Annotated in this window: 17 protein-coding genes; 3 read left to right on the forward strand and 14 right to left on the reverse strand. The window is 63.8% G+C overall.

Going from position 1 to position 23,898, the window contains the following annotated elements; all coding sequences use genetic code 11:
* Positions 1 to 182 precede the first annotated feature (182 nt).
* Positions 183 to 545, forward strand: coding sequence for a nitrite reductase small subunit NirD (nirD, locus tag AC6CH8_RS02370; RefSeq protein ID WP_017199318.1), 363 nt, complete (start codon positions 183 to 185; stop codon positions 543 to 545).
* A 5-nt stretch (positions 546 to 550) separates the two neighbouring features.
* On the opposite strand, the gene AC6CH8_RS02375 is transcribed toward nirD, so the two are convergent.
* The 5 genes from AC6CH8_RS02375 to AC6CH8_RS02395 form a co-directional block, all read right to left on the reverse strand.
* Positions 551 to 2,296, reverse strand: coding sequence for a phospho-sugar mutase (locus tag AC6CH8_RS02375; RefSeq protein WP_498188517.1), 1,746 nt, complete (start codon positions 2,294 to 2,296; stop codon positions 551 to 553).
* A gap of 101 nt (positions 2,297 to 2,397) precedes the next feature.
* Positions 2,398 to 4,020: a glycoside hydrolase family 32 protein gene (locus AC6CH8_RS02380; protein ID WP_498188518.1), complete on the reverse strand. Its 1,623-nt coding sequence runs from the start codon at positions 4,018 to 4,020 to the stop codon at positions 2,398 to 2,400.
* Between the two features lie 90 nt (positions 4,021 to 4,110).
* Positions 4,111 to 5,709 (reverse strand): glycoside hydrolase family 68 protein, encoded by a 1,599-nt coding sequence (locus AC6CH8_RS02385; protein ID WP_420180568.1) that lies wholly within the window; start codon positions 5,707 to 5,709, stop codon positions 4,111 to 4,113.
* Positions 5,710 to 5,784: 75 nt separating this feature from the next.
* Positions 5,785 to 5,916 carry a hypothetical protein gene (locus tag AC6CH8_RS02390; RefSeq protein ID WP_498188519.1) on the reverse strand — a complete coding sequence of 44 codons (132 nt, stop codon included), beginning with the start codon at positions 5,914 to 5,916 and terminating at the stop codon, positions 5,785 to 5,787.
* 254 nt (positions 5,917 to 6,170) lie between these two features.
* Positions 6,171 to 6,971 (reverse strand): purine-nucleoside phosphorylase, encoded by an 801-nt coding sequence (locus tag AC6CH8_RS02395; RefSeq protein ID WP_179019401.1) that lies wholly within the window; start codon positions 6,969 to 6,971, stop codon positions 6,171 to 6,173.
* 121 nt (positions 6,972 to 7,092) lie between these two features.
* Between AC6CH8_RS02395 and AC6CH8_RS02400 the strand changes: the two genes are divergently transcribed.
* Positions 7,093 to 8,502 (forward strand): NAD(P)H-quinone dehydrogenase, encoded by a 1,410-nt coding sequence (locus AC6CH8_RS02400; RefSeq protein ID WP_091466225.1) that lies wholly within the window; start codon positions 7,093 to 7,095, stop codon positions 8,500 to 8,502.
* 109 nt (positions 8,503 to 8,611) lie between these two features.
* On the opposite strand, the gene AC6CH8_RS02405 is transcribed toward AC6CH8_RS02400, so the two are convergent.
* From AC6CH8_RS02405 to AC6CH8_RS02415, 3 genes are read right to left on the reverse strand one after another with little or no spacing between them, the layout of a single operon-like run.
* Complete coding sequence (locus AC6CH8_RS02405; RefSeq protein ID WP_498188520.1) at positions 8,612 to 10,174, reverse strand: FAD-dependent oxidoreductase; 1,563 nt, start codon at positions 10,172 to 10,174, stop codon at positions 8,612 to 8,614.
* Positions 10,171 to 12,357: a molybdopterin oxidoreductase family protein gene (locus AC6CH8_RS02410; RefSeq protein WP_498188521.1), complete on the reverse strand. Its 2,187-nt coding sequence runs from the start codon at positions 12,355 to 12,357 to the stop codon at positions 10,171 to 10,173. The genes AC6CH8_RS02405 and AC6CH8_RS02410 overlap by 4 nt, the downstream gene beginning before the upstream one ends.
* Entirely contained in the window at positions 12,358 to 13,770 is a 1,413-nt protein-coding gene (locus tag AC6CH8_RS02415; RefSeq protein ID WP_091466229.1) for an MFS transporter, read from the reverse strand.
* Positions 13,771 to 14,064: 294 nt separating this feature from the next.
* On the opposite strand from AC6CH8_RS02415, the gene AC6CH8_RS02420 reads away from it, so the two are divergent.
* A complete protein-coding gene (locus AC6CH8_RS02420) occupies positions 14,065 to 15,474 on the forward strand; it encodes an MFS transporter (RefSeq protein WP_091466231.1) in 1,410 nt (469 codons plus the stop codon).
* Positions 15,475 to 15,543: 69 nt separating this feature from the next.
* Here AC6CH8_RS02420 and AC6CH8_RS02425 read toward each other — a convergent pair whose 3' ends face one another.
* The 6 genes from AC6CH8_RS02425 to AC6CH8_RS02450 form a co-directional block, all read right to left on the reverse strand.
* On the reverse strand, positions 15,544 to 17,415 hold the full coding sequence (locus AC6CH8_RS02425; protein WP_498188522.1) for an acetyl/propionyl/methylcrotonyl-CoA carboxylase subunit alpha: 1,872 nt from the start codon (positions 17,413 to 17,415) through the stop codon (positions 15,544 to 15,546).
* Between the two features lie 60 nt (positions 17,416 to 17,475).
* Positions 17,476 to 18,147 (reverse strand): Maf family protein, encoded by a 672-nt coding sequence (locus AC6CH8_RS02430; protein ID WP_429331603.1) that lies wholly within the window; start codon positions 18,145 to 18,147, stop codon positions 17,476 to 17,478.
* A gap of 149 nt (positions 18,148 to 18,296) precedes the next feature.
* A complete protein-coding gene (locus AC6CH8_RS02435) occupies positions 18,297 to 20,822 on the reverse strand; it encodes an MMPL family transporter (protein WP_498188523.1) in 2,526 nt (841 codons plus the stop codon).
* A gap of 1 nt (position 20,823) precedes the next feature.
* Positions 20,824 to 21,549 (reverse strand): TetR/AcrR family transcriptional regulator, encoded by a 726-nt coding sequence (locus AC6CH8_RS02440; protein WP_498188524.1) that lies wholly within the window; start codon positions 21,547 to 21,549, stop codon positions 20,824 to 20,826.
* A gap of 138 nt (positions 21,550 to 21,687) precedes the next feature.
* Entirely contained in the window at positions 21,688 to 22,128 is a 441-nt protein-coding gene (locus tag AC6CH8_RS02445) for a YbjQ family protein (RefSeq protein WP_091466238.1), read from the reverse strand.
* A gap of 94 nt (positions 22,129 to 22,222) precedes the next feature.
* Positions 22,223 to 23,656, reverse strand: a complete 1,434-nt coding sequence (locus AC6CH8_RS02450) for a dicarboxylate/amino acid:cation symporter (protein WP_091466240.1) — start codon at positions 23,654 to 23,656, stop codon at positions 22,223 to 22,225.
* Positions 23,657 to 23,898: the final 242 nt, after the last annotated feature.

Genomic DNA, 23,898 nt, shown 5'->3' on the forward strand with positions numbered 1-23,898 from the left:
CTTAACTTCTGCATCACGAACGCATTTCGTGAGGTGTGAGGTCTCTTTTACGCGTTCGACACAAACGCGGACAACCGATGAAACACCCGGGTCCTAGCTTGGAGTAGTGGCCGCAAGTGTGGCCCGGTCCGGGGGAGTGACGGCGGAAAAGCCAACACCCGGACACAGTGAGAGGGGCTGAAATGACCGTAATTCTGGACCGTGCCGAGGACCTGACCACAACCGCCACATGGCACCGTGTTTGCCCGGTGGACGAACTCGAACTGGCTTGGGGCGAGGCTGCGTTGATCGCCGGCCGTCAGGTTGCGCTGTTCCGCACAGCGCCCACCGAGGTCTTCGCTGTGGCACAGCAGGACCCGGCGACGCTCGCCAACGTTATGGCCCGCGGGATCATTGGATCCCGCGGAAGCCGGCCGACCATCGCGTCGCCGCTGCACAAAGAGGTCTACGACCTTGAAACCGGTGAATGCTTCACCAACCCGGAACTCAAGCTCGACGCGTTCGCCACCCGTTTGGTGGACGGCTTCATCGAGGTTGAACTCTAGGAGTCCTATAAGCCCAAGGCTTCGCGGACGTCCCTGAGAACATCATCCAGGGATGTCCGCGCTGCCTGGCGTGCTGCGGGAAGTTCCGCCGCAGTTTCCACGGCCTGGATGACTTCCAGGTAGCACTTGAGCTTGGGCTCGGTGCCACTGGGACGGATGATGACACGACTTTGGTCCCGGGTCAGGTACAGCAGGCCGTCCGTGGGAGGCAGGGCTTCGCTTCCTTCCGCAAGATCGGTTGAAACCTCGACGGCGGAGCCTCCGAACGCTTCGGGCGGGTTGACCCGCAGGCGGTTCATCATGGCATCGAGCAGTCCCAAATCGGCCACCCGGATACTGAGTTGGTCGCTCGCATGCAGTCCGTGCACCAGATACAGGTCATCGAGGGTGTCGAAGATCGTCTTGCCCTCGGCCTTGGCAGTTGCGGCGAGTTCGGCGATCAGCACAGCCGCTGAAATGCCGTCCTTGTCGCGCACCAGGTCAGGCGCCACACAGTATCCCAGTGCTTCCTCGTACCCATAGGTGAGGCCGGGAACCCGTGAAATCCATTTGAAGCCGGTGAGTGTTTCCTCGTGGGCGTAGCCCGCTGCGGCAGCGATGCGTGAGAGCAGCCGGGAGGACACGATCGAGTTGGCGAACACTCCGGTCTGCGGCTCGTCCCCGGCACCGGCAGCCATTCGCGCTACTACGTGCGCACCAAGCAGCGCCCCCACTTCGTCACCGCGAAGCATCCGCCAGCTTCCCGTGGCGGGATCCAACGCGGCAACCGCGGCCCGATCGGCGTCGGGGTCGTTGGCCAAAACGATGTCCGCATCCGAGTCCGCAGCAGCGGCAAGGGCCAGGTCCAGCGCCCCGGGCTCTTCCGGATTAGGGAAAGCGACGGTGGGGAAGTCCGGATCCGGCTCGGCCTGTTCGGCCACGAGCGTGACATCGGCGAAACCGGCGGCGTTCAGGACGGAGACGGCCGTTTCACCGCCGACACCGTGCATGGGCGTCAGGACGATCTTGAGGTCCCGTGCCGGGAAGTGTTCCCTATCCACCAGTCCCGCCATCGCAGCTTCATATTCTGCGGCTACGGACGTGGGCAGCACTGTCCAGCCGTTTTCTGCGAGTTCAATGGAATCCAGCGCCCCCACGCCCTCGATCTTCGCGGCGATCTCAGCGTCGTACGGCGCCACGATCTGAGACCCGCGCCCGCTCTCAGATACTGCATGGCGTCCCAGGTAGACCTTGTAACCGTTGTCCTGCGGCGGGTTGTGGCTCGCTGTGACCATGACACCGCCGTCGCAATCCAGTGACCTGACCGCGTAGGCAAGCAACGGCGTCGGAAGCGCTGCCGGCATCAGGAAGGTTTCAATGCCCGCTGCCGTAAAGATTGCAGCGGTTTCCTGGGCGAAGATGTCCGAGTTGTACCGGGCATCGAAGCCGACGACGGCGCGCGGCCGGGTTCCCGGCGCAGCTGCGGCTACCGATTCGGTGAGGAAGGCCGCCAGGCCTGCAGCTGCACGGCGGACAACAACGCGGTTCATTCGGTTGGGGCCGGGGCCGAGCGCTGCGCGGAGGCCGGCAGTGCCGAATTGCAGGGTGCCGTTGAAGCTGTCGCCCAGTTCCTGGGCTGCTCCCGCATCACCGCCGCTGGCAAGCCCGGCCAACTCAACGAGAGCAGCCGACGTCGCCGGGTCCGGGTCTTGGGAAGCCCATTGGCGGGCGTCGGTGAGCAGCTGGTCAAATGCGGCATCGCTGGATGTCATAGGGACAAAACTATCCTCAATGGGCGCTTCCCGGGCAACGAGGAGTTGGATCTCGTCCTCAAGAGTGGTTGTAAAGGGTGAGATCCCGCCCTAGCGGGCCTTTAAAGACCGCGTGTCGTGACGGTGAAGTCCGTGTCGCCTTCCATGCTGAATGCCGAGGCCCCTGTGTTGTCCCAGTGCGGGAAGAACGTATCCGAAATCACCGCAGTTCCACCCGCCGCGAAGACTTCCACCGAGGACGAATCGAGGAGGATCGTGAGATGGACCTTGCCGCCTGGGGACGGCAGGGCTACTTCATGGAATGGGCTGAACTTTCCGGAGAAGTTGCTGGTTCCGGCCTGTGACCGGTCCACCCTGACACTGCCTGTTTCCTTGTTATAGGAGATCCGCAGTCCGGTCTCGGAAGCGGAGGATGAGTGGCGGAGGAGAACACCGGCTTCACGCGCCGACTTCAGGTCCATGTCCAGTTCGATCAGCTGGGCGCGTCCCCTGAACTCCTGGCCAAGGTCCTGGGGCGAGGAGCCAACGGTGAGGTTTTTGCTCTTCACTTCACCGGAGCGGTCCAGCGTTTCCCGCGCCGCGCCGGCTATGGCAGACCGGAGCTCAAGCCGTTTCGCCCCCCGAACCAAGGTCAGTTCGCGGGGAATAGCCATGGAGCCGCGCCACGGGGTGGTGGGCACATCCTGGGCGTAGTCCCAGTTGCCCATCCATCCCAGGAGAACGGGTTTGTCCCCGGGCGCGCCGGAGATGGAGTTGGCGGCATAGTAGTCTGCGCCGTGGTCCAGCCATTGGGATTCGGTGAGCGGGGCGCCGGGGGCTGCCGCGTTTTCCGCCGTAAAGCGCCTTCCATCGAATTCGCCCACGAAGTACTGCATACCCGAGCCGCCCGCAATGCCGCCGGGGTTGATGCTCAGCAGCATGACCCACTTCTTTGCCGTGGAGTCCTCCACGTCCATGTGGAGGAGTTCCGGCACCTCCCACAGGCCTCCTTGGGCGCCGACACCGGAGAAATCACTCAGGTATTCCCAACGGAGGAGGTCTGTGGACTTGAACAGCTTGACTACCTGGGCGTCGGCAACCACGGTGGTCATCACCCAGTATCGGCCGGGTTCGTACCAGGTGATTTTTGGGTCGCGGAAGTTGTTGTTGGTGGGTGCAAGATTCAGGACCGGGTTGCCTTGATACTTCTGCCACGTGGTCCCGTTGTCCAGGCTGAACGCGACGGATTGTGCCTGGGAGCCTTGAGGTAGAGCGCCGTTCTTGCCATAGGCGCTGGTGTAGAGGGCCACCATGGGTGGGGTTTCCGCCGAGCCAAGACCTGAGGCATTGTTCTTATCCATCACGACGCAGCCGGAGAAGATTTCCTCTTCGGGGCTCGCCTCCATGGCCACGGGCTGCTGCTCCCAATGCACCAGATCCTTGCTGGTGGAGTGCCCCCAGGACATGTTGCCCCACGAGTTGCCCTGCGGGTTGTACTGGTAAAAGGCGTGGTAAGTGCCGTCGTGGTAGACGAGGCCATTGGGATCGTTGAGCCAGTTCTTCTCAGCGGTGAGGTGCGCAACGGGCCGCCACGGATCTGAAGGGGTAGGTGCCGGACCCGCCGGGGTGGGAACCGGCGTCGGGCTTTCCGCTTGCGTGCAGGATGCGGCGGAGAAGGCGACCACGACGGCGGCACTTGCGGCCAGCATTTGGCGGCGGGACAGGTGGGGGCTGGGAAATGTCATGGGGAAGATCCTGGGGTTGGGGGTAGCAGGGGTGCCGGTCCTCGTGGGTCCGGCACCCCTGCCGTGGCCTGTCGGCCGGGGTGTTACTGCTTACTTATAGAGGCCCTCGCCGCCAACGCGAACGTTGGTGGGAAGGTAACCGAACGGGCCGAGGCCGTTCTGGCCGAAGCTGCGGTCAACCTGCGTCACGCCGTCCTTGAAGTTCATCTTCACGGTGGGGGACAGGGAACCGCCGCGGACGCCGTCCACGTTGTCGATGAAGGACTGGACCAGGCCGCCCGGCTGCACGTAGTGCGAGTAGGCCTGGAACTGACGGCCGTTCTGCCGCGGGTCCGGACCCTCCGGCGCGTTGGCCGGCATGTTCAGGTCCGTGGGGGAGCCCAGGGCCAGGCCGCTGTTGTTGACCGGCTGGTAGTCGGAGCGGACACCGTTGCCGACGAAGCCGTACACGCCGTCAGGGCCGCGCATTCCATCCGCGTACGTGAACTGGTGGCTGATGGTGAACAGGTAGTACTTGTTCTTGCCGTTCTCGTTCTGGATGAAGATCTGCGGACGTTCGGTCTGGTCGTTGACGCAGTTGGCCGAGAGGATCGGCGGCAGGAAGCTCCACTTGGTGAGGTCCTTGTTGTCCGCCACGGCGAGGCCAACGTTGGCAGTCTGGTACCAGGCGCCGGTGCTGTTGACCTGTGCCAAAGTCTCGGCGTTGGGGTCGCCCGGCTGGTAGCCGAGGTCTTCCTGCTTGCACTTGTAGGAGCCGCGGGTGCCGCCGGTGTTGCCTTCGAAGACCATGAAGGTTTTGCCCGGGTGGGCGGGATCCGCGAAGGTGTACGGGTCACGGAACGCGAAGCCGGGGTTCTGGGCTTTGTTCTGGTACATCTTTCCGTCCGGCTCCAGCAGTTTGGTGTGCTGGAAGCCGTCGAAGGTCACCCCGTCCTTGTTGGCGTGGATGTTACCCAATGCCTTGGCGATCGCAGCGTCCGGAGCGATTCCGCCGCCGCCTGCATTCCGCTCGGCGACGTCGTAGAACGTGGTGGCCGTGTAGAAGACGTTGATCTTGTTGCCCTGCATGAGGCGCGTGGAGCCGGACCACTCCGTGTTGCCGATGGACGTGTTGTCCAGGAACAGGTGTCCGCCGTAGTTCCATTTGTCCTTGGCGGGATCAGCGTTGGTCTTGCGGAAGAAGTAGCCGATCCTTGCGTTCCAGTGGCGCTGGTCGAAGCCGTAGCCCGCGTGCCTGTCAGCAACCAGGGAGAAGATGACATCCCAGCCCTTGTAGCTGATCTGGTTGGCGTTTTCGTCTGTCAGCGACCAGGTGTCCCAAACCCAGACGTCGTCGTTCATGGCCGGGAAGTCCTTGGGGATTTCCGGCATGGTGACGTTCGGGCTCATGGAGTTCTCGCCCGGGGCAACGTTGGGGTTGCTCTGGGCCATGATCTGCTTGGCGTCGGCTCGCGTCCACTTGGACGTGAAGTCTGCTGCCGGATCGTACGCCTGCTGGGTGTGCGTGGTTGGCAGCGGGAAGCCGGGCGTGGGCGCCGGCATGGTGCTCGACGGCGGGTCGGCCGGCAGGTTGGCTTGCGCAGCCGGCGTCACCAGCAGGATGCTGCCGGCCACGCCGGCCGCAGCTGCGAGGGCTACTGCCTGGCGCAGCCGGCGGCGCTGCCGTGGAGGGGTTGAGTGCGTGTTCATGCTTGCTCTTCTCGCGGAGTGTTGGACTTCGTGGAGTGGGGCGCATGCCCTGACCCCCTGTTGGGGGTTCTCTACTCAGGCGTCCACCGATCCGCTGTAGGCGTCATCGAGGGACGCCATCGTTTCGAGGTGCGGGGGAGCTTTGTAGCTATCCGCCGCGGTGGCTCCGGCACGTCGACTTACCGGGGCACTCTCCACGCTAGACACGTGTTAGGTCTGAGGGCAAAGGGCATTTCGCGGGCTTTTTCGGTTACTCGTCAGTACTTGCGCAAGCGCTTACATTGGCAACGTGCGCGCGTGACACATCCCGGCAGCTTCAATCAAATGTTTCGCAACAAATCAGATTTATCCTGAGAATTTACTGTGCGTTTACTTCTCCTCCGGAATTGTTAGCGCAAACCCTTAAATAGCGATGCGGGGCCACCTTTGGTGGTGACCCCGCATTCTGCAGACGTTTCGCCCTAGAGCTTGGCGATGATCTCCGCCAGAAGCTTCGAGATCCGCTTTCCCGCCGCGTGACCGGCTTCGAGGACTTCCGCGTGGCTCAAAGGAACAGGGCTGATGCCGGCTGCAAGGTTGGTGACAAGGGAGATGCCAAAAACTTCCATCCCTGCGTGGCGGCCGGCGATTGCTTCCAGCGCGGTGGACATGCCCACCAAGTCTGCGCCGATCCGTTTGGCGTACTGGACCTCTGCCGGCGTCTCGTAGTGCGGGCCCGTGAACTGTGCGTACACCCCTTCCTGCAGGGAGGAATCAACTTCACGAGCCAGGTCGCGGATCCGTGAGGAATAGAGGTCCGTAAGGTCGACGAACGTTGCGCCCTCAAGCGGTGAGGTTGCGGTGAGGTTGATGTGGTCGCTTATCAGCACCGGAGTTCCGGGGGTCCAATCTTCATTGAGCCCCCCACAACCGTTGGTGAGCACCAGCGTCTTGCATCCGGCTGCTGCGGCCGTGCGTACGCCATGGACTACGGACCGCACGCCGCGGCCTTCGTAGTAATGCGTCCGGGCGCCCAGGACCAGGGCTCGTTTGCCCTCCTTGGTGAGGACGGACCGGATGGTGCCAACATGGCCCACCACCGCTGGTTTGTGGAAACCGGGAACCTCGGAGGCGTTCAGTGTGGCGGTGGTTTCACCAATCAGGTCGGCGGCCTCCGCCCATCCGGATCCGAGCACCAGGGCTACGTCATGGGACTCGACGCCGGTCTCCGCGGCGATGAAGTCCGCGGCGGCCTTCGCGGCCTCAAAGGGGTCAGTGTTCATCAGCTCAGTGTTACTCACTGGTACAAGCTACCTTGCGGCTACAGGACTTTGGTAGGGATCGGAGCGGAGTGAGGTTGGGCTGGGTGGCAACCGGCGTGGCAATGAGCGAGAATTGAGCATTGTGACCACCCAAGTTGACTTCAGTGCCCCCCGTATCGCGATCCTTGGAGGTGGTCCCGGCGGATATGAAGCTGCCATGGTTGCCGCCTCGCTCGGCGCGCACGTCACCATCGTCGAACGGGCAGGCCTCGGCGGCTCCGCGGTGCTGACCGACGTCGTGCCTTCCAAAACCCTTATTGCCACCGCCGACCTCATGACGCGCGTCGGTGAGGCGGACGAACTCGGAGTGAAGTTCGACGGCGACGGCACGGCCTCCAAGCCTCGTGCCGACCTCAAACACATCAACGATCGCGTCTTGACCTTGGCTCATGGCCAGTCTGACGACATCCGTGCAGGCCTCGAGCGCCTGGGCGTGGAGATCGTCATCGGCTCCGGCAAGCTGCTGGACAACAACACCATCGAGGTCCTCACCCTCGAAGGAACACGCACCATCGACGCCGACGCGATCCTGCTGGCTGTTGGTGCTCACCCGCGTGAACTTCCCACCGCCAAGCCCGACGGCGAACGCATCCTCAACTGGGCCCAGATCTACAACCTGGACGAGCTTCCCGAAGAACTCATTGTTGTGGGTTCGGGCGTTACTGGCGCCGAGTTCGCATCCGCCTACAACGGTTTGGGCTCCAAGGTCACCCTGATCTCCAGCCGTGACCAGGTTCTGCCCGGCGAGGACACAGATGCCGCCAAGCTGCTGGAAGGCGTTTTCGAACGCCGTGGCGTACGCGTCCTGTCGAAGTCCCGCGCCAACGCAGTGGAGCGAACCGACGACGGCGTGAAGGTCACCCTGGGTGATGGATCGGTGGTGACAGGTTCGCACTGCCTGGTGTGTGTTGGCTCCATCCCCAACACCGCGGGCATCGGCCTTGAAGAAGCAGGCGTCACCCTGACCGAGTCCGGGCACATCAAGGTGGACGGCGTTTCCCGCACCACTGCCCCCAACATTTACGCCGCCGGCGACTGCACCGGCGTCTTCGCGCTCGCATCCGTTGCAGCCATGCAGGGCCGCATTGCGATTGCCCACTTCATGGGTGATGCCGTCAAGCCGCTGAAGCTCAACCAGGTGGCGTCCAACATCTTCACGTCACCTGAAATCGCCTCCGTGGGCGTCTCAGAGGCCGACCTCGCGTCCGGCAAGTACCAGGGCGACGTGGTGATGTTGTCCCTGCTCAGCAATGCCCGCGCCAAGATGCGGAACACCAAGGACGGCTTCGTCAAGATCATCGCGCGCAAGGGATCCGGCACCGTGATCGGTGGCGTGGTGGTTGGGCCCAACGCTTCGGAGCTCATTTTCCCGATCTCCGTCGCGGTGACCCAGAAGCTTCACGTTGATGACGTAGCCAGCGCTTTCACGGTGTACCCGTCGCTGACCGGCTCCATCTCGGAGGCTGCGCGGCGCTTGCACGTGCACATGTAGCTCCACGCTGACCAGCGTGGCGCCCGTTTCGATGGCCCCCCGCGGATCGTGCCGTGCGCACGGCATGATCCGCAGGGAACCCCCGAATCGGAGCAAGGACTAAGCGGCTTCAGGCGGCAGCCGCTTGGAAGTGTTTTTCGATGATCCCCTTGATGTCCTCATGGCACCCTCCGCAGCCTGTTCCGGCGCGGGTGGCCTTGGCTACCTCGCCCACGGTGCTGCAGCCTTCCACCACGGAGTCCTCGATGCTGGCCGCACTCACCCCGGCGCAGCGGCACACGGTCCGTTGGGGATCGTTGCTCGTGGCGCCGGCATCCAGCTGGTCAGGTCCATCCAGGCGGAGCAGCAAGGAGCGGTCCGCGGGCAGCTCCGAGGAACGCTCGAAGAGCACCACCAGCTCGGCAGCAGTCCGGGGCATACCTACGGCCACCAAGCCTTCCAGCACTCCTCCGCGGGTGGTCATCTTTACGTAGCGGCCGTGTTCGGGATCGGCCCACTGGGAGATTTGCCGGCGGGCACGCCCGGACGCGGCACCTGCTTCCAGCAACTCCTCGTCCCATGGATCGGCCTGGTTGTCGCCCGCCACGGCCAGGTTGATGCCGCGTGCCTTCAGGACAACCACCCCGGGCTTCTCCATGGGCAGCGCTTCCAAGGCATCTGCGGCGGCCTGGCCATCCCGGGCCAGGACCACGAGGTACTCGGCCAACCACTCAGCCTGCCGCCAGCCCGGACCCACCAGGCCGGAGGGCCCAGCGGCTGTCCGGCAATCAACGCAGGCAGCATCGGGGCAGCGCACTTCAGCGCAGTCGCCGATCGCGAACATGTGGGGCTCGTGATAGGTCCGGAGGTGGTGGTCCACGAGGATCCCTGTCGCAACAGGCAAGCCACAGCCTTCCGCCAGTTCGATGCGGGGGCGCACACCACATGACAGAACCAGCAGGTCGCCGTCGATCGCCGAGCCGTCATCCAGCAGCAAAGCCGAGAAGCTGCCGCCCGGTCCTGCCGTCTCCACACCAGTAGAACGTGCATTCCCTGCCATCCGGACACCGCCGGCTCGCAGACTGTTGATGAGCACGGATCCACTGCCGCGGTCAATGCTCCTGCCGAGGGGGAAGGGGCCATTGTGAACCACAGTTGCTTGGGCGCCTTCTTCCGAGGCAGCCAAGGCGGTTTCCAGGCCAAGCACGCCGCCACCCAGCACCACCACACGCTTTCCGTCGGCCACCGCCGCCCGAAGTACCGCAGCATCCTGTAGGTCACGCAATGCCGTGACGCCGGCCGGAAGCACCGGCCTGGAAGGATCCGGGTTGAGCCCTGTGAGGTTTGGAATGACGGGACGGGACCCGGTGGCGAACACCAGTCGGTCATAGTGCTCAGTGCTGTCATCGGACAGAACTATGTTTTGACGGGCACGGTCGATCCTTTTGACCTTGACGCCCAACCGCACTTCCACGCCGTCGGCTTCCAGCTCGGACGCATCAGCCATCGCGAGAGCCTCGGCTGTGGTGCGGCCGACGCCCAGCTCGGCCACCATCACGCGGTTGTACGCTGCCTCGGTTTCCTGGCCCACCACCAGCAGCTGCACCAGTCCCGAGCGGACGGCGGGGAGCAGTTCGTCCACGAGACGGGCAGCTACGGGCCCGAATCCAACAACAACAATGCGCTCGCTCATGATGCCTCCTTGACGTGCAGTGGCAGCCGGATTCCAGCTGGAACCCGTTCCTGGGTGGAGACTGCCTTCCGGACCCATACCCGGCTGGTCTTGAACTCCGGCATGCCGGAAATGGGATCTGTGGTCGCCTCGGTGAGGCGGTTGGCGTTTTCCTGGCCGGGGAAGTGGAACGGCAGGAAGACAGTGTCAGGGCGGACCGAGTTGCTGAGCTCGGCACGGCAGAGCACTTCACCGCGCTCATTTGTCACGGTGGTGTAGTCGCCGTCGGCAATGCCGCGTGAAGCCGCCGTTCCCGGGTGAATGAGGAGCCGGGCCTGGGGCTGCGACGCCAGGAGCTCGCTCACGCGTCGGGTCTGCGCACCGGATTGGTAGTGCTCCAGAAGCCTGCCGGTTGCCAGGGCCAGTGAATCATCCGCGAACGAACGAACAGCCCGCTTGGACGGCGTCACCGGAACCATGACGGCCCGGCCATCGGCATGGGCAAACCCGTCGGCGAAGAGTCGCGGCGTCCCGGCGCTGCCCACGGGGTAGGGCCAGTAGGCAGCTTCACCACGGTCCAGCATGGCGTAATCGATGCCCGAGTAGTCGGCAAGGCCGCCGGCGGAAGCCAAGCGAAGCTCTTCGAAAACGGTCTCGGGATCGTCACTGAAGGTTGAAGGGGCGTCCAGCAGTTCCGCCAGCCGCGCCATGAGCCACAACTCGCTGCGAACGCCCGGAGGAGGAGTCAGCGCTCGGCGGCGCCGGATCACGCGACCCTCAAGGTTGGTCAGCGTGCCCTCTTCCTCGGCCCACTGGGTCACAGGCAGAACCAGGTCCGCTTCAGCTGCGGTCTCGGACATGAAGAAGTCGCAAACCACCAGGAAGTCCAGGCTGCGGAGGCCTTGGATCACTGCGTTGGTATCGGGCGCCGACACCACCACATTGGCCCCGTGCACGAAAAGGCACCGGACGCCGTCGGGCTTTCCGAGGGACTTGAGAAGTTCGACGGCGGGGAGGCCGGGGCCGGGGATCAGCGACTCGTCGATGCCCCACACACCGGCGACGTGCGCGCGGGCGGCGGGATCGGTGATCTTGCGGTAGCCCGGAAGCTGGTCGGCCTTCTGCCCGTGTTCGCGGCCGCCCTGGCCATTGCCTTGGCCGGTGAGCGTGCCGTAGCCGCTGCGGGCCGAGCCGGGCAGGCCCAGGAGGAGGCTCAGGTTGATCGCCGCAGTGGCGGTGTCCGTCCCGTCCACATGCTGTTCCACTCCGCGGCCGCTGAGGATATAGCTGCCGCCAGCGCAGGCTCCTTGCGCCAAGCGGCGGGCGGTCTCGCGGATCAAGGTGGCGGGGACGCCGGTGATGGACTGCACGCGCTCGGGCCAGAACGCGGACAAGCTGCGCACCACCGCGGCGTAGCCGCTGGTGTTGGCCGCGATGTACTCAGCATCGGCCAGTCCTTCGTGGACCACCACGTGGCTAATGCCCAAAAGGAGAGCCAGATCGGTGCCGGGCGTCGGTTGCAAGTGGAGCCCGCCGCCGTCGGACGTGAACGCCGCAGTAGCCGAGCGGCGGGGGTCCACCACAATCAGCCCACCGGCGTCGCGTGCGCCCTGCAGGTGCTGGACGAACGGAGGCATGGTCTCGGCAACGTTGGAACCGAGCATGAGGATCACGGACGCGGTGTCCAGGTCCGTAACAGGGAAGGGAAGGCCGCGGTCCACGCCGAACGCCCGGTTGCCCGCAGCTGCGGCCGAAGACATGCAGAAGCGGCCGTTGTAGTCGATCCGTGAGGTGCGCAAGGCCAGGCGGGCGAACTTGCCCAACAGATACGCCTTCTCGTTGGTGAGGCCGCCGCCGCCGAATACGCCCACGGCGTCATTCCCGTACTGCTGCTGGGTGTCCTTGACGGCAGCGGTGATGATCATGAGTGCTTGGTCCCACGAGATGGGCTGATGCACGCCGTCGGAACCTTTGAGCATCGGTTCGGTGACGCGGCCGTTGTGACGCAATAACGACGCCGATGTCCAGCCTTTGCGGCACAGCCCGCCCCGGTTGGTGGGGAAGTCGCGCCCGGATACTTCCAAGGGCGGGGCGGGTGCTGCCTCCGGCGCGGGCACTGCCCCGGCTGCAGGTGCAGCCGGGGTCAGCGTCATGGCGCACTGGAGCGCGCAGTACGGGCAGTGGGTATCGGCGCCGTTGGGCATCTAGATGTGTCCGATCGTGTTGCGCTTCCGGGCGGGGCGGATGTAGCAGACCCAGCAGACGGTGAGCATGAGGACATAGGCTCCAACGAATCCGTAGAACGCCGGGGTGTAGGAGCCGCTGGCCGTGTTGGAAGCGTTGAGCACCTGTGGAATTACGAACCCGCCGTAGGCGCCGATCGCGGAGATCAGGCCCAGTGAGGAAGAAGCGAGTCGTGCGGTGGTGGCGCTCGGGGCGCCCGCACGGGCTGCCCGGCTGGATGTTGCGAAGATGACCGGGATCATGCGGTACGTTGCACCGTTTCCGAAGCCGCTGGCCAGGAAGAGCAGCAGGAACAAGGTGAGGAAGAGCCAGAAGTTCTTCAGGGGCAGCGTCCAGATCATGGTCAGCGTGATGACAGCCATGGAAGCGAACGATGCGATGGTCATCCGGGCACCGCCCATGCGGTCTGCCATGCGTCCGCCGTAGGGGCGGGCCAATGAACCGACCAGCGGGCCCAGGAAGGCCAGCGAGAGTGCCACCGCGCCGACGTGGATGGAGGAGAAGTCCGGGAAGTAGTCCTTGATCAGCTTGGGGAAGACGCCCGCGAAGCCGATGAAAGAGCCGAACGTACCGATGTAGAGGAACGCCATGATCCACAGGTGCGGTTCCTTGAGGGCAGCCAGGGAACCAGCCACATCACCCTTGGCGCTGGTGAGGTTGTTCATGTATTTGTAGGCGCCGAAGGCGGCGATGATGATCAGCGGGATCCAGATGATCCCTGCCATCGGCAGGTTGACGGTCCCGGCAGCCAGCAGCGTGATGGCGATAGGGACAACAAGCTGTGCGACGGCGGCACCGAGGTTACCGCCGGCAGCGTTCAGGCCCAGTGCCCAACCCTTTTCACGGGCAGGGTAGAAGAAGGTGATGTTGGCCATCGAGCTGGCAAAGTTGCCGCCACCGAATCCGGCGAGGCCGGCCATAAGGAGCATGACGCCAAAAGGTGTTTCCGGATTGGATACGCAGATGGCGAGGCCTGTGGTGGGGATCAGCAGGAGCAGCGCCGAGACGATGGTCCAGTTCCGGCCACCGAACTTGGGAACCATGAACGTGTAGGGGATGCGGAGCGTGGCGCCTACGAGGCTGGGGATGGAGATGAGCCAGAAGATCTGGTTGGTATCGAACTGGAAGCCGGCTGCGGGGAGCTGGACCACCACAATGGACCACAGCTGCCAGACGACGAATCCGAGGAATTCGGCGAAGATCGACCAGTAGAGATTGCGTTTGGCGATGGACCGGCCTTCGGCTTCCCACTGGCCCTTGTCCTCGGCATCCCAGTTGGCAATCCAGCGGCCGGGGCGGTGTTCAAGGGCGGGGGCGGCGGTGGCAGTGGACTGGACGGGGGCCAGTTCATCTGCGGAGCGGTCAACAGTCACGGAGTGCCTCCTTGGTGGGGGACGTTGTTATTCCAAGGTAGGTTTCGCGCATTTCGCGGACGGGCGCCGTTTGTAAACGTGCTGTGACATTTCCCTATCGGCGGGGTCACCGGCGCGTGAGGCGATGGTGAGGTAATGTGGCGCGGACCACAAGATGAGATTTTTCCGTTCGTCCGCATGTTGGACTTTGTTGTCCATTCAATGGACAGCGGGAACTATTATTGAACTCTCGAATAATCCTTCGCCGGGTGGCCTCCTGGAGAATCGGCCGGCGTGAAAGAAAGCTGCAAATACATGTCTTCCACTGCACCATCCAAGGAAGGCGAGTCCACTAAGCCAGTGAACTCGCGGGGCAAGGTGATCTTCGCGAGCCTGATCGGCACGACGATCGAGTTCTACGACTTCTACGCCTATGCCACCGCGTCGGTACTCGTCTTCCCGAAGCTCTTCTTCCCGGACGCCACTGACATCAACGCGCTGCTCAGTGCGTTCGCCATCTTCGGTGTTGCCTTCTTCGCACGTCCCGTCGGCGCCGTGGTCTTCGGCCACTTTGGTGACAAGATCGGCCGAAAGGGCACCCTGGTTGCATCCCTGCTGACCATGGGTATTGCAACGTTCCTCATCGGCCTCCTGCCCACGGCCTCCATGGCGGGATGGGCCATCCTGGCGCCGATCATGCTGGTCATCCTGCGCTTCTTCCAAGGCCTGGCCCTGGGTGGAGAATGGTCCGGCGCAGCATTGCTCGCCACGGAGAACGCGCCCGAGGGAAAGCGGGCCATCTACGGAACGTTCCCGCAGTTGGGCGCACCCATCGGCTTCATCATCGCCAACGTCATCTTCATTTGGATGAACGTGTCCCTAAGTGCCGAAGAATTCCTCGCCTGGGGCTGGAGGGTTCCGTTCCTGCTCAGCGCGGTCCTGGTCATCGTGGGCCTCTACGTCCGTTTGAAGCTGGTGGAGAGCGTGTCCTTCACCAAGGTGATTCAGCAGGAAAAGGTGCAGAAGCTGCCCCTCGCGGCTACCCTCAAGAGCCACTGGCGCCCCGTGGTGGCCGGTACGTTCATCATGTTCGCCACCTACGTGCTCTTCTACATCATGACCACGTTCACGCTGTCCTACGGCACCAAGCCCACGCTGGCCGGCGCCCAGGCAGCAGCGGAGAAGGCCGGTACGCCCATGACCCCGGAGCAGGTCGCAGCATTCGTCCCCGGCCTGGGAATCACCAGGTCCGACTTCCTCTGGATGCTGATCATCGGCGTCGTCTTCTTCGGTATCTTCACGATGGTCTCCGGGCCGCTCGCCGAGAAGTGGGGCCGACGCAAGTTCCTGCTGGGCGTCACCGCCGGCATCTTCGTCTTCGGTGCGCTCTGGTTCACCATGTTTGGCCCCGGCCAGGCAGCGGCCATGGTTGGCCTCATTGTGGGGTTCACCCTCATGGGCCTGACCTTCGGCCCCATGGCGGCCATTCTTCCCGAGCTGTTCCCGGCCAACGTCCGTTACACGGGTTCAGCAGTGGCGTATAACCTGTCCTCCATGATCGGAGCGGCACCGGCCTCCTTCGTAGCCATTGCCCTCTGGTCTGTAGCCGACGGCAGCACCTGGCTGGTGGGCGCCTACATGGCAGCCGCCGCTGTGGTCACCTTCGTCGCGCTGTGGCTCACGCGTGAAACCAAGGACACGGACTACGAGAACAACGTTGCCTAAGTAGCCAAATAACGACGTCGGCCCCGCACCAAACGGTGCGGGGCCGACGTCGTTAAGAGGTTCTTGGCGTTAGTCCTCGATGGTGGCGATGACTGCACCTGCGGCGACTGTCTCGCCTGCGGTGGCAGCGAGGCCGCGCACGGTACCGGCCTTGTGGGCGGTCAGTGGCTGTTCCATCTTCATGGCTTCGAGAACCACGATCAGGTCGCCCTCAGCCACAACGTCGCCTTCAGAAGCTGCCACCTTGACGATGGTGCCCTGCATGGGGGACGTCAGCGCGTCGCCGCCCGCAGCCGCAGCCGTCGCGCCAGCTGAACGGGAGCGCTTCTTGGACTTGCCGGACTTGGTGCCCGAACCGCCGGAAACCGCGGCGATGCTACCGCCCAGGCCGGACGGCAGGACGACCTCAAGCCGCTTGCCACCGACCTCGACGACGACGCGCTGGCGCTCACCGGCGTCGGACGCTTCAGCGCCCGCGCCGTTGGCAGACCATGCCGGGATGCTGTTGACGAACTCGGTCTCGATCCAGCGGGTGTGAACCTTGAAGGGTCCTTCCGTCGGAGCAAAGTCGGGATCGGTGACTACTGCGAGGTCGAAGGGGATGACAGTAGGAATGCCCTCAACCACCATCTCCTCCAACGCCCGGCGTGAACGCTGGAGGGCTTGCTCGCGGGTGGCGCCCGTGATGATCAGCTTGGAGAGCATGGAGTCGAAGTTGCCGCTGATGACGTCGCCCTGCTCAATGCCGGAATCGATCCGGACGCCGGGGCCTGTCGGGTTCTTCAGCGTGGTGATGGTGCCGGGGGCGGGCATGAAGTTGCGGCCCGGGTCCTCGCCGGTGATGCGGAACTCGAAGGAGTGGCCACGGACTTCGGGGTCGTCGTAGCCCAAGGCTTCACCGCGGGCGATGCGGAACTGCTCACGGACGAGGTCGATTCCCGTGACTTCTTCGGACACGCAGTGCTCCACCTGGAGGCGGGTGTTCACCTCGAGGAAGGAAATGGTGCCGTCCTGGCCCACCAGGAACTCGCAGGTGCCGGCGCCGAGGTAGTTGGCTTCCTTTAGGATTGCTTTGGAAGACTCGTACAGGCGCTTGTTCTGCTCTTCGCTGAGGTACGGAGCCGGGGCTTCCTCAACGAGCTTCTGGTTGCGGCGCTGCAGGGAGCAGTCGCGGGTGGAAACCACCACAACGTTGCCGAAGGCATCGGCCAGGCACTGGGTTTCGACGTGGCGCGGAGCATCGAGGAAACGCTCAATGAAGCATTCGCCGCGACCGAAAGCGGCCACTGCTTCACGGACGGCTGATTCGTAGAGCTCGGGAATCTCGTCCATGGTGCGGGCGACCTTGATGCCGCGTCCACCGCCGCCGAAGGCAGCCTTAATCGCGATGGGAAGGCCGAATTCCTCGGCGAACTTCAGGATTTCGTCGGCGGACTCCACAGGGTCGGCCGTGCCGGGGACGAGGGGTGCGCCTACTTTTTCGGCGATGTGGCGGGCCTGGACCTTGTCGCCCAGGGCCGAGATGGCCTCGGGGGAGGGGCCGATCCACGTGATGCCGGCGTCGATGACCTTGGCCGCAAACTCGGCGTTCTCGGCCAGAAAGCCATAGCCGGGGTGGATACCGTCGGCACCTGACTGCTTGGCGACGTCGATGATCTTGTCCATCACCAGGTACGACTCGGCTGCGGTGTTGCCGCCCAAAGCGTAGGCTTCGTCGGCGAGGCGGACATGGAGGGCGTCACGGTCGGGGTCGGCGTAAACGGCTACGGAGGCGATGCCTTCGTCCCGGGCGGCTCGGATGATGCGGACCGCGATTTCGCCGCGGTTGGCAATCAAGACCTTGGTGAGAGGGCTGGAAATGGGCTGCGCCGGGTTAGCTGACAAGTTGTTGACTCCTTCTGTCCTTGAGGAGCCTAGCGCGATTGTGAGGGTTCCGCCCATATTGATGGGGGATTCCGTGTGTGATGCGATGTTCCTTTGTAGGTTTGCTACAAACTACTTCTATTGGTTATCCGTGTCCCACAGCTCCGTGATGCCCACGTTCGCATGGACCAGCAGGTCCCGAAGGGTGGAGATGGAAAGCCCGACGACGGCGTGCGGGTCGCCGTCGACCTTGCGGATGAAGGCCCCGCCCAAGCCATCGATGGTGAAGGAACCGGCACAGTGAAGGGGTTCTCCGGTGGCGATGTAGGCATCGATGTCGTTCGTGCTCATCCGGGCGAAGTGGACCTCAGCGCTCGATACCGCGCCAACGGTGGCGCCCGTGCCTTCGGGAGTTTCATCTGCGCCTGCTTCTTCGTCCGCGTCAGCGGCGGTGTCCCGGCAGTCAACCAGCCAGTGGCCCGTGTGGAGCACTCCCTGCGAGCCGCTCATCCGCAGCATTCGTTCCCGCGCGACCTCCGCGGTGTAGGGCTTGCCGTGGGACTCGCCGTCGAACTCGAACACCGAATCGCAACCGATCACTAAGGCACCCTCGGCTTCGGGCAGGGCGGCAACGGCCTCGGCCTTGGCGCGGGCCAGCAAAAGCGCGGTGTCGTGGGCGTCAGTCACGCCGTACTTTGCCTGCACCGCATCCTCGTCGACGTCCGAGACCAGGACGTGATGCCGGATCCCTGCTTCCGTGAGGAGCTTGGTGCGGGCGGGGGACTGGGAGGCAAGGATCAATCGGGTCACGGTCCCAGCCTAATACGGCCCTCGATCACGTCCCGCGTGCTTCCCCCTGACGCTCGATCACATCCCGCGTGCTTAAACCGAACGCTCTCTCACTTGCGTCACGCAAGTGGGAGAGCGTTCGAGAATATTGGCTGTTACGTGAGAGAGGGCTAGTGGACGAGTTCCTCGGCAGAGGCCTTCCGGCGATCACTGCGGTCCAGCTTGGCGCCTTCCACATCCACATCCGGAAGGATCCGTTCCAGCCACTTGGGCAGCCACCAGGCCTTCTCGCCCAGGAGGTACATCACGGCGGGAACAATCGTCATGCGGACCACGAAGGCATCAATCAGCACACCGAATGCCATCGCGAAGCCGAGTGGTCGGACCATGGTGAGGTGGCTGAAGATGAAGCCGGAGAACACACTGACCATGATGATCGCGGCCGCGGTGACCACTGCTGCGGCGTGACTGAACCCGGAGCGGACAGCGTGCTTTGCGGACTCACCGTGCATGAAGGACTCCCTCATGCCGGAGGTGATGAACACCTGGTAGTCCATCGCCAGGCCGAACAGCACACCGATCAGGATGATGGGCAGGAAGCTCAGAACAGCGCCGGGATTGGCGACGTCGAAGATGCCTCCCAGCCAGCCCCACTGATACACGGCAACCACGGCACCGAAGGCAGCGGCCAGCGAGAGCAGGAATCCACCGGTGGCCAGTAGGGGCACCACGATGGAACGGAACACCAGCAACAACAGGAGCAGTGACAGCCCGACGACGATCGCCAAGTACGGCGGCAACGCCGCGCCGAGCTTGTTGGAGACGTCAATGTTGCCTGCGGTTTGGCCGGTCAGGCCGATGGTCACGTCCAGATCGTCCTGAATTGCTGAGCCCTTGGCGCGGAGATCGGACACGACCTGAACGGTGCCGGCGCTGGCGGGACCCTCCTTCGGAATGACCTGGAAGACGGCGGTGCGGCGGTCGTCGCTCAATGCGACCGGCACGGCGGCAATGACGTTTTCTACGCTGCGGAGCTGGTCCGCGACGTCGAACTGCTTGTTCCTGGCATCGTTTTCGCTGAGGCCTTCGGGGAATTCGCCAACGACGACGATCGGTCCCGTTACGCCTTCGCCGAAGCTGCTGCGCGTGAGGTCGTAGGCCTTGAAGGCTTGCGAATCCACTGGCTCGGAGCCGCCGTCGGGAAGTGCCAGCCGCAGCTGCGATGCCGGCAACGCCAAGGCACCCAGCAGGGCGACGCTTGCCACGAGGGCAACCCACGGGTGACGCGTGACCATACCGCCCCAGCCACCGCTGCTGCGCTTCTCTTCGCGTTCCCTGTCCGCAGCTTCGTGGCCGGGCTCGGCGTTGTGCTTCGCAGCCTTGGCCCAGGCGCGCTTGGAAATGAGTCGGCGGCCAATCAGGGCCAGGACGGCGGGCGTCAGGGTCAAAGCTACGACGACGGCCACGCCGACTGTTGCTGCGGCCGCAACACCCATGACTGCGAGGAACGGCAACCCGGGAACCACCAGGGCGGCGAGGGCGATGATGACCGTGAGGCCGGCGAAAAGCACGGCGTTACCGGAGGTACCGGTGGCCAGGGCCGCAGATTCCTCTGCGTCCATACCGGACAGGAGCTGCGTGCGGTGGCGGTTGACGATGAAGAGGGAGTAGTCGATGCCAACAGCGAGTCCGAGCATCAGGGCAAGCATGGGCGAGATGGAGCTCATGTCGATCACGCTGGTGAGCGCGAACGTTCCCCCGACACCTACTGCGACGCCGATCAGCGCCATCAAAAGAGGCAGGCCAGCCGCGATAAGCGTGCCGAGCATCAGGATCAGGACAAGGGCAGCGACTGCGACTCCCACGATTTCGGCAATGCCGAAGATCTCAGAGACGTCCTCGGTAATTTCCTTGCTGGCGTAGGCAGTAACACCGGCGGAAGAGACTCCGTGGACGATCTCCTGGACTTCCTCGCGGACGGCGGGGTCAACGGCGTTGATCGAGGTCTTGAACTGGACCTGCGCGATTGCAGCTCTGTTGTCACTGGAGACAAAACGCATACCCTCGGAGGCCTCAAGCTGTCGCTTGCCGAGGGCCAGCGTGGTGGCGCCGTCTGCCGCTTCCTTGATTCCGGCGTCGAGCTTTTCCTTGCCTGCGGCGAGTTCGGCGCGCTGCGTAGCCAGCTGCGCTTCAATCTGTGCAGGACTGAGGCCGGCCGCGGCCAGTTGCTGCTCCGCCCCAGCGAGCTGAGCTTCGCCTGCAGTCAGCTGGGAGCGAGCGGCGTCCAACTGGGTTTGTCCCTCGGCGGCCTTAGCTTCACCGGCGGCAAGGTCCGCGGCGGCCTTGTCCAATTGCTCCTGCGTTGTGAAGGGGTTTACGGTGCCCTGCACGTCCGGCATGGCTTCCAGCTTGATGAGCGCAGCGGCGACCGCGTCCTTCTTGGCTTGGTCGAAGCCTGCGTCTCCGGCGTCGAAAACTACGCTGGCCGAGCCGCCTGACGAATCGGGCAGGGCATCCTTCAGCTTGTCCGCCATCTGCTGGGTTTCGGTGCCCGGGATGGTGAAGTTGTTGGACATGGTGCCGTGGAACGCTGCGGCCGAGCCGCCCACTGCCACCATGACGGCCAGCCAAATGGAGATGACCAGCCAGCGGCGGCGATACGAAAATTTGCCGAGACGGTAGAGGAACGAGGCCATGTCAGAACCGATCTTTGGTGGTTGAAACGGAAGTTGAGGCTGCTGAGGCGCGTAGGGAAGCGTCCGACGGCGGCGCGAAGCCGGTGCCGAGAAGGCCCATCGCATCGATGAGGTGCTGGCGGAGGACGGCGAGGGATTTGGGGGAAAGGTCCGGTCCGTGTTCGGCGAACCAGACGGTCATTGCCGCTTTGCCGCAGGAGATGACGGAGCCTGCGAGGGCATGGAGGTAGAGCTCGCTGATGCCGGCGCCGAGCCGGCCGCGGGCAGCGTCAATGATCTGCTCGGTGCAGTGCTCCCAGGCTTCGAGCTCGGAGCGGGCCAGCTGACGGTTGTCCTGCGTCAGGCTGAACAATTCGGCCATGGGAGCCACGGACATGGGATCGGCCAGCGCCATGAGGGCGGCCTGCGCGGATTCGAGGATGGACTCATCTGCGGGACGCAGCCGGAACTGCTCCAGCGCGTGGTCCATAAAGCCGTCGGCAACGGAGGCCAGGGCAGCTTCGAGGCTTGGGAAGTAGTTGAAAAAGGTTCGCCGTGAGACACCCGCGCTGGCCGCGATGTCTTCTACGGTGAAATTTCCGGGCCCGTTGCTGCGCAAAAGGTCCAGGGCTGCGGAGGCGATGGAGCTGCGGGTGGCCGCCTTGTTGAGTTGGCGCCGTGAAGGGGTAGCGGGCTCAGCAGTGGTGGACGACTCCGCAGTGGCTTCCTGGCTACTGGTATGGGTCACATACTTACACTAAGTGCAAGTTTGCACTCTGCGCAATTTGGCGGTCCTTGGGGCACGCGAAAAGTCCCGCCCTGGTTCGTCCAGCCCACCGTTGAACGGGGTGGCGGACGAACCAGAGCGGGACTCGGACGCGTGGGGCTAGAACTGTGTTGGGGGCGCCGGGGGAGCGGGCGGAGTCGGCTGACCCTGCTGGGATGACTGTTGGGCTGCGGTTTTGGTCAGGTAGATGGACTGGCCCGTTGCTCCGGGCTCACCCTCACCCAGCGGCAGCACGTACACGGCGGTTCCGTAGGCACACACTTCGGTCCAGTTAGTGCCCATTTCCGAGGTGTCGAAGCGCATGGCCACGATGGCGTTGGCTCCACGCTGCTGCGCTTCGTTGACCATGCGTGCCATGACTTCCTGGCGGCTTTCGTAGAGGGCTTTGGTCATTTCGGGCAGCTCGCCTCCGCCAAGGGAGCGGAAGCCGGCAAGCATTTGCGACCCGATATCGCGTGAACGGACAGTGAGGCCCATGACTTCGCCGAAGACGGCATCGATGCGGTGGCCTGGGATTTCGTTGGAGGTGACGATCAACATGGTCCGAGCCTATCCAGACTCGACCCCTTAAACGGGGAAATCCCCCGGGGGAGAACTCCCCGGGGGATTTGTGCCCTTGCGAAGCGGCTGAGTCTTAGGCCTTTGAATCGGCCAGTTCGCGCTCGTTGACTTCTGCCGCTGCCTTGTCGGCTGCGAACTCATCCGCGAACGCTGCACCGTTGCGGGGTGCGTTGTACAGCGACTCATCCAGGATGCCCTGGCGCTTGGCCACGATGGCCGGGACCAGTGCCTGGCCCGCGACGTTGACGGCCGTGCGGCCCATGTCCAGGATCGGGTCGATCGCCAGCAGCAGGCCGACGCCGGCAAGCGGGAGTCCCAGCGTGGACAGGGTCAGCGTGAGCATGACGACGGCGCCGGTGGTGCCTGCCGTAGCGGCGGAACCGAGAACGGAGACCAGAACGATCAGCAGATACTGGCTGAAGTCCAGGTTGATGCCGAAGAACTGTGCCACGAAAATCGCAGCGATGGCCGGGTAAATCGCTGCGCAGCCGTCCATCTTGGTAGTGGCGCCCAGCGGCACAGCGAAGGAAGCATAGCCGGAGGGGACGCCCAGGTTCCGCTCGGTGACGCGCTGCGTGAGCGGAAGCGTGCCGATCGAGGAACGGGAGACGAACGCCAGCTGGACCGCCGGCCAAACACCGGAGAAGTACTGCTTGACGGACAGGCCGTGGACGCGGACCAAAATGGGGTAGAGGACGAAGAGCACCAGTGCCAGGCCAATGTAGATAGCGGCAGTGAACTTGCCCAATGAGCCGATGGTGTCCCAGCCGTAGATGGCCACAGCGTTACCGATCAGGCCGATGGTGCCCAGCGGGGCGATGCGGATGATCCACCACAGGACCTTCTGGATGACTGCCAGCGCGGATGCGTTGAAGGTCAGGAAGGCCTCGGCCTGCTTGCCCACTTTGAGGGCGGCAACGCCGATTGCGATTGCGATCACCAGGATCTGGAGCACGTTGAAGTTCACTGCGGTGCTGACAGTGGTGGCGGCGTTGGCGCTCTCGGTGACGGTGGAGCTGGCGCCGAGTCCGAGGAAGTTCTTGGGGAACAGGCCGATCAGGAACGCCCACCAGTCACCGGTCTTGCCGGCGTACTTGGCTTCTTCGGTGATGCCGGTTGCTGCACCAGGCTGCAGAAGTACACCCAGGCCGATGCCGATCAGTACCGATACCAGCGAGGTAATGGCAAACCACAGCAGAGTGTTCCACGCCAGCCGCGCGGCGTTGGAGACCTGGCGCAGGTTCGCAATGGAGCTCACCACGGCGGTGAAAATCAAAGGAACGACGGCGGTCTGCAGCAACGATACGTAGCTGGAGCCAATCGTCTGGAGAGTAGCGCCAAGGCCGTTGGGTGCAGTCTTGGTGCTGCCCGTGTACTTGGCGATGAGGCCAAGGACGAGACCGATGATGAGGGCTGCGATGATCTGGACGCCGAAGGAACCGGCCCACTTGGGGAGCCGGAAGCCGGTCTTGCCAGCTGCTGGGGAAGTGTTGGTTGAGGTGCTCACCGGAACACGTTAGGTGCATCGCAAATAACATAGCGAACGGACGTTGAGAAATGTTACGGGGCCGTTCAATCTGTTTGCCCCGCGACGCCCCTGCTTTCGGCGTAGAGCCGGAGTTTTGTGAAGTTATTCCCGCATGACGTGTGGCGATGATCTCTGGCCAAGGTGCTGACCCCCGCACCCGTTTGCGCCGATCGCACCCGTAACCACTGGTGCGAAATGGGGAAACGGGTGCGATCCCGGCG

Source organism: Paenarthrobacter sp. GQ52, from assembly GCF_059759005.1.